This window comes from Trinickia sp. (assembly GCF_051961175.1).
Lineage (GTDB): Bacteria > Pseudomonadota > Gammaproteobacteria > Burkholderiales > Burkholderiaceae > Trinickia.
Map to the genome: position 1 here is coordinate 1 of NZ_JBQCDN010000328.1, position 5,512 is coordinate 5,512.

Here is a 5,512-nt window from a genome sequence, read left to right on the forward strand (position 1 = left end):
TGTTCGAGGATGTCCATCAGCATCAGCGTCGTGCCGGAGGTCAACTCACTCGGCTTTACGACGCAGGTGCAGCCGGCCGCAAGCGCGAACGGCAGCTTCTGGCTCAGGATCAAGAGCGGGAAATTCCACGGCGTGATGATCCCGACGACGCCTACCGGCTGCCGCAGCACGAGCCCCAGCATGTCTTCTCCCAGCGTATCGTAGGTATCGCCGGAGGTCGTGCGCGCGAGGCTTGCGGCGTACTGCCACAAATCTATACAGCCCGACACTTCAGCTCGCGCTTGGGAGAGCGGCTTGCCGCTCTCGAGCGATTCGACGAGCGACAGCCGCTCGACTTGGGCACGAATGCCTTCTGCAATCGCGAGCAGCGCGCGGGCGCGCTCCACGCCCTTCAGCTTGGGCCACGGACCCTTGCGGAACGCCCAATGTGCGGCCTCGATCGCGGCACGTACGTCCTCCGGCGCGGCTGCCGCATAGGTGCTCACGAGCGTGCCGTGCGCCGGGCTGCGCCGCTCGAGATGGCCGTCGCCGGTTGCGGCACGCCACTTGCCGTCGATGAAAAGGCGTCCGCGGTACACATCGACCGGCGGTTCCGACGACGCCGTCAGCAACGGCTTCACTTCTGCGTTGATGTTTGCTGCGCTCATGTCACTTGCCCTCAAAATTCGCCGCGCGCTTTTCGCGGAAACTCGACATGCCTTCGGTCGCATCGGCGGTGGTTGCCGCCAGCGCGCCGGCCATGGCTTCGAGCGTGGCGGCGGCGCCTTCGCCGTTCGCCGCGTTCACGAGTTGCTTGGTCAGTTGCACGGAAACCGGCGCGAGACGCGCAACGCGCGCGGCCATCTCGAGCGCCGTGCCGAGCGCGCCGCCCGGCGCCACGATCTCATCGACGAGACCCATCTCGGCGGCACGCTTTGCATCGATGCGCAGCCCGGTCAGCGCGAGCAGCTTCACCTTGCTCGCGCCGATCATCGACACGAGACGCTGCGTGCCCGACCACCCCGGACAGGTCGCAATTCCGGCTTCAGGCAGCGCGAAGGTCGCGGCCGGGTCCGTCACGCGTAAATCGGCCGCCGCCGCCAGCTCGAGCCCGCCGCCGAAGGCATGACCGTTGATCGCCGCGATCACCGGCATACGCAGCCCAGCGAGACGATTGAAGATGCGATGCCCACGCGGCACCCATGTGCGCCACATGTCGAGCGGCTCCAGCGCCGACCATTCGTTGATGTCCGCGCCGACGCAGAACGCTTTTGCGCCCACCGATGTGACAACGACCGCCCGCACGTCCCGTGACGCGTCGATCTGCGCAGTCAGTTCGTCCAGCCGCTCCAGCATCGAGGGCGTCAACGAGTTGAGTTTCTCGGGGCGATTGAGCGTCACGATGGCGATTGCGCCACGGCGCTCGTACTGCACAAGTTCAATCTCAGTCACGACGCGCCCCCTTCAGTTGCAGCCCGAACGGAGTGTCGGTAAAGAGCGCGGCATTCATCGTCTTCAGATCGGGCGAAACGGACAGCGGAAATTCGGCCTGCTCGAGCACGTCGCGTTGCAGATCGATGCCGGGCGCGATCTCGAGCACTTCGAGCCCCGTCTCTGTCAATTGCAGGACGCAACGCTCGGTCACATAAAGCACCTGCTGATTGCGCTGGCGTGCCATGCGCCCGCTGAACGTGACGTGATCGACTCTGCCGATGAGCTTCTTCGACCGACCTTCCTGCAGAATCGTGAGGCGACCATCGCACACTTGGAGCTTCGCGCCTGCGGTGAAGAACCCGGAGAACACGAGCTTCTTCGCGTGCGTCGTGATGTCGATGAACCCGCCGCAGCCGGCGGTCAAATACGGCTTGCTCGGCAGCTTCGATACATTCACGTTGCCTGACTTGTCGATCTGCAAGAACGACAGAAGCGACACGTCAAAGCCACCGCCCTGGAAATAGATGAACTGCGATGGCGACGGCATGATCGCGTCCGCGTTCGCGGAGCATCCGAAAGCGAAGCCGAGCAGCGGCATGCCGCCGACCGCGCCCTGCTCGATCGCCCACGTCACTTTGCCGTCGTGGCCTTCCTCAAGGAGAATGCGGGGCACATTTGCCGAGATACCGAATCCGAGATTCACCGCATCGCCATCATAGAGTTCCATGGCAGCGCGGCGCGCGATAACCTTTTCCGGGTTCCAATCGGCGAACATGAACTCGCTCGCCGGCACCTTGATCTCCCCGCTGATTTCCGGGTCGTATGCGATCTGCGTCGTCTGCTTCTGATCGGGGTCGACCACCACGTAGTCGACGAGATTGCAGGGAATGTGCACCTGCTGGGTGGGCAGCGAACCGGCCTTCACGACGCGCTTGACCTGCGCAATCACGATGCCTCCGTTGTTCCGAGCCGCGAGTGCCTGATCACGCCCTCCGAGGAGCGCGCCTTCATGCTCGTAAGACAGGTTGCCCTTCTCGTCGGCCGTGGTCGCCCGCACGATCGCGACACGCGGCACGATGTTTGGAAAGAACAACCACTCTTCCCCGTCGAACTGGACCTTCCGTACGATCGGCTCCGCTTCGGCCGCACGATTCATGGCACCACCCTGGCGGCTCGGATCGACAAACGTATCGAGGCCGACCTTCGTCAACACGCCGGGACGCTTCGCCGCCGCGTCGCGGTGCATGTCGAACATCACGCCGCTCGGCAGGTTGTAGGCGCGAATCTCGTTGTCGACAACCATTCGCCAGATATCCGGCATGGGCAAGCTTGACGGACCGCTTGGAAACGAGCCGGCGATCACGGTGCGGATCAACCCATGCTTCGCGAGGTGATCGATGCCTTTGATGCCGTACATGTCGCCTGCGGCGATCGGATGCAGCAGCGTGAGCTGGCGCGGATGAGCCTCCCGTTCGAAACGCGCGCCGATCGCTGCGAGCATCGCGTCGGGACAGCCGAGGCCGCTCGACGAGCTGACCGTGACAATATCGCCATCGTTGATCAGGCTGGCTGCCTGGGCCAGTGACACCACTTTGCTGGAAGCCACAACACTTCTCCTGACGATGCCTCAAAGTTCCGGCGGAAACGGGATCGCAACGTGGGACGAGGACGCTGCCGATCGTTGAATCGCGAGCGCCGCGACGAGCGACCGGTAACCGTCAGATCCGCTTGCCGCCGGCGCTTCGCCGTGCAGCACCGCACGATGGAATTGGGCGACCGCAGTGGCGTAGAGATCGCGATGCTCGACTTCAATCGCTTTGCTGCCCTCGGCGGAACGCAGTTCGATTTCGCCTATGGCCCGCTGAGTCATGACACTGCGCGCGAAGAGCGAGCCGTCGGTGCCGTGCACTTCAAGTCCGGTCGGTGCGAACGGGACAGTGAAGGCATCGTGAATCTGCGCCAGCACACCATTGTTAAAGCGCACGACGCCCATCACTCCATCCGCGAGGCCGTGTGAAGCCATGCCGCTCGACGAAGTCATCGCGGTGACCTGGACCGGCTCCGCGTCCAACACAAAGCGCAGCGTATCGATGTCGTGGACCGAAATGTCGAGCACCACGCCACCACCCGCATCGGTCTTATGAAGACGCCACCCACGCAGATGGGCAGGCAGGGAAACCGCATGGAATACGCGAGCGAAAAGCGGCTTGCCGACGGCCCCTGATTGGATCAGTTCGCGCAGCTTGCGATGCGTGGCCGCGCAACGCAAATGATGGTTGGTAGCAAGCACCACGTTCTTCTCAGCGCATGCGTCAATCATCCGGTGGGCGTCCGCTTCGGAAAGAGCAAGCGGCTTTTCACATAGCACGTGCTTTCCCGAAGCAGCGGCGGCCACCGCCTGTGGCAGATGATTTTCGTTAGTGCTGCTGATATACACGGCCTGCACGTCGGCTCGGCCCAGTACTTGACCAAGTTCGCTCGTGGCCGACGGTATGCGATGCCTGTCCGCGAATTGGCGGGCGCGCGCCTCGCTACCGCTGACCACCGCGACGATGGCGCCATCCTGCGATCGAATCGCGTTGACCATCCATTCGTCGGCGATCGTGCTCGCGCCGATCAGCGCCCAACCGATACGATTGCTCATGCTCGTCTCCGCCGGTCCCTTCGAAAAATTGGAACGTTCCAATTTCGACGTTGAAGTCATCGCCGCCTTGGGAGCCGCGATATCAAAATAGTGCCGGATATTTATAAAGGGATTTGGATCGTTCCAACTGTGAAATTGGATCGTTCCAACAAACTGTAGTAGACTGCATCTGGGATGTCAAATCTTTTTTGGAACGATCCAATTGTGCGAAGCACGATAAAACCGGGTCCCACGATCCAGGACATTGCCGTAGCGGCCGGTGTCTCGAAATCCACTGTCTCCCTTGTCCTGCAGCAGAGCTCCAAGATCAAGGCGGAGACCGCCGAGAAAGTGCGCAACGCTGCGCGCGACCTGGGGTATGTCTATAACCGCGGCGCCGCCAACCTGCGCGGCGGTCGCAGCACGACGATCGGCATGGTCATCAACGACCTGACCAACCCGTTCTTCGTTGAGTTGCTCGTTTCCATCGAACGCGTGCTGGCGCAGTCCGGTTATACGACACTGATGGCCCACACCGCGGAAAGCCTCGCGACCCAAAGCCGCGTGCTGCAGTCGATGCGCGAGCAGAACGTGGCGGGGTTAATCATGTCGCCGGCGCTCGGCACGCCCGACGACCTACCAAAGGAGATCGCGTCGTGGGGTATCCCGCTTGTTCTCGTTATGCGTCCGATGGGCCCAGACGTCGATACCGTCGGCGTAGACAACGACTTCGGCTTCGCGCTTGCAACCGAGCATCTGATCCAGCAGGGCCACACACGAATCGCGTTCGTGGGCAACCGCCCCGGCTACGCCGTGGCGAATCAGCGGCGCCTGGGCTACCTGTCCGCCATGTCGAAACATGGCCTTACGGTCGCGGATGAATGGATCGTCGACGTCGAGTTGACACCAGAAGGTGGGCGTAAGGCGGTACGCGCGATTTTCGGAATGAAGCCTCGGCCAACCGCAGCTGTTTGCTACAACGATCAGGTCGCCTTTGGTGTGCTACACGAGCTCGACAGGATGGGAAAGCGTGCTGGAAAGGCACTGGCAGTCGTAGGTTGCGATAACGTCGTCGCGGCTGAACATACAAACCCACCGCTTACGACATTGTCCGCAGATGCCGAGAAACTCGGTACGAAGGCCAGTGAAATGCTGCTAAGCCGCCTCGCATCGGAATCCGAGGTGCCTGGACCGCCGGTCCAGTACTTTGCGACCCCGAGCCTCGTTGTCCGGGAGTCAAGCATCGGCAGCGCTACGCGCCGACCGATAGATCCGTCGCGCGAAATCAAGCTCGCCGACTCGCGATCATGAGCGCGCCGCCAGTGTGACCGAGGCCTATGCGTTTCGCCCGCGGCTCCTCCCATCAAGGGACATGCGGTGCCACCACCTTCATCCACGTGGTGATTTCGATCGGCGGATTGTGGGCAATCCTAATGTCATAGAGCACATCTTGGCCCGCACTCACGTAGCAAGGCG

The 5,512-nt window shown here is 62.3% G+C and carries 5 protein-coding genes; 1 reads left to right on the top strand and 4 read right to left on the bottom strand.

Annotation, left to right across the window (positions count from 1 at the left end):
* The 4 genes from ACTHL0_RS19630 to ACTHL0_RS19645 form a co-directional block, all read right to left on the bottom strand.
* The coding region (locus tag ACTHL0_RS19630; RefSeq protein ID WP_440568536.1) for an aldehyde dehydrogenase family protein at window positions 1–647 on the bottom strand (647 nt) is incomplete at its 3' end.
* Between the two features lies 1 nt (window position 648).
* On the bottom strand, window positions 649–1,431 hold the full coding sequence (locus ACTHL0_RS19635; protein WP_440568538.1) for an enoyl-CoA hydratase/isomerase family protein: 783 nt from the start codon (window positions 1,429–1,431) through the stop codon (window positions 649–651).
* Entirely contained in the window at window positions 1,424–3,019 is a 1,596-nt protein-coding gene (locus ACTHL0_RS19640; protein ID WP_440568539.1) for an acyl CoA:acetate/3-ketoacid CoA transferase, read from the bottom strand. The genes ACTHL0_RS19635 and ACTHL0_RS19640 overlap by 8 nt, the downstream gene beginning before the upstream one ends.
* A 21-nt stretch (window positions 3,020–3,040) precedes the next feature.
* Window positions 3,041–4,057, bottom strand: a complete 1,017-nt coding sequence (locus ACTHL0_RS19645; protein ID WP_440568540.1) for a Gfo/Idh/MocA family protein — start codon at window positions 4,055–4,057, stop codon at window positions 3,041–3,043.
* A 174-nt stretch (window positions 4,058–4,231) separates the two neighbouring features.
* Here ACTHL0_RS19645 and ACTHL0_RS19650 point away from each other — a divergent pair, with 174 nt between their 5' ends.
* Entirely contained in the window at window positions 4,232–5,347 is a 1,116-nt protein-coding gene (locus tag ACTHL0_RS19650) for a LacI family DNA-binding transcriptional regulator (RefSeq protein ID WP_440568541.1), read from the top strand.
* Window positions 5,348–5,512 lie beyond the last annotated feature (165 nt).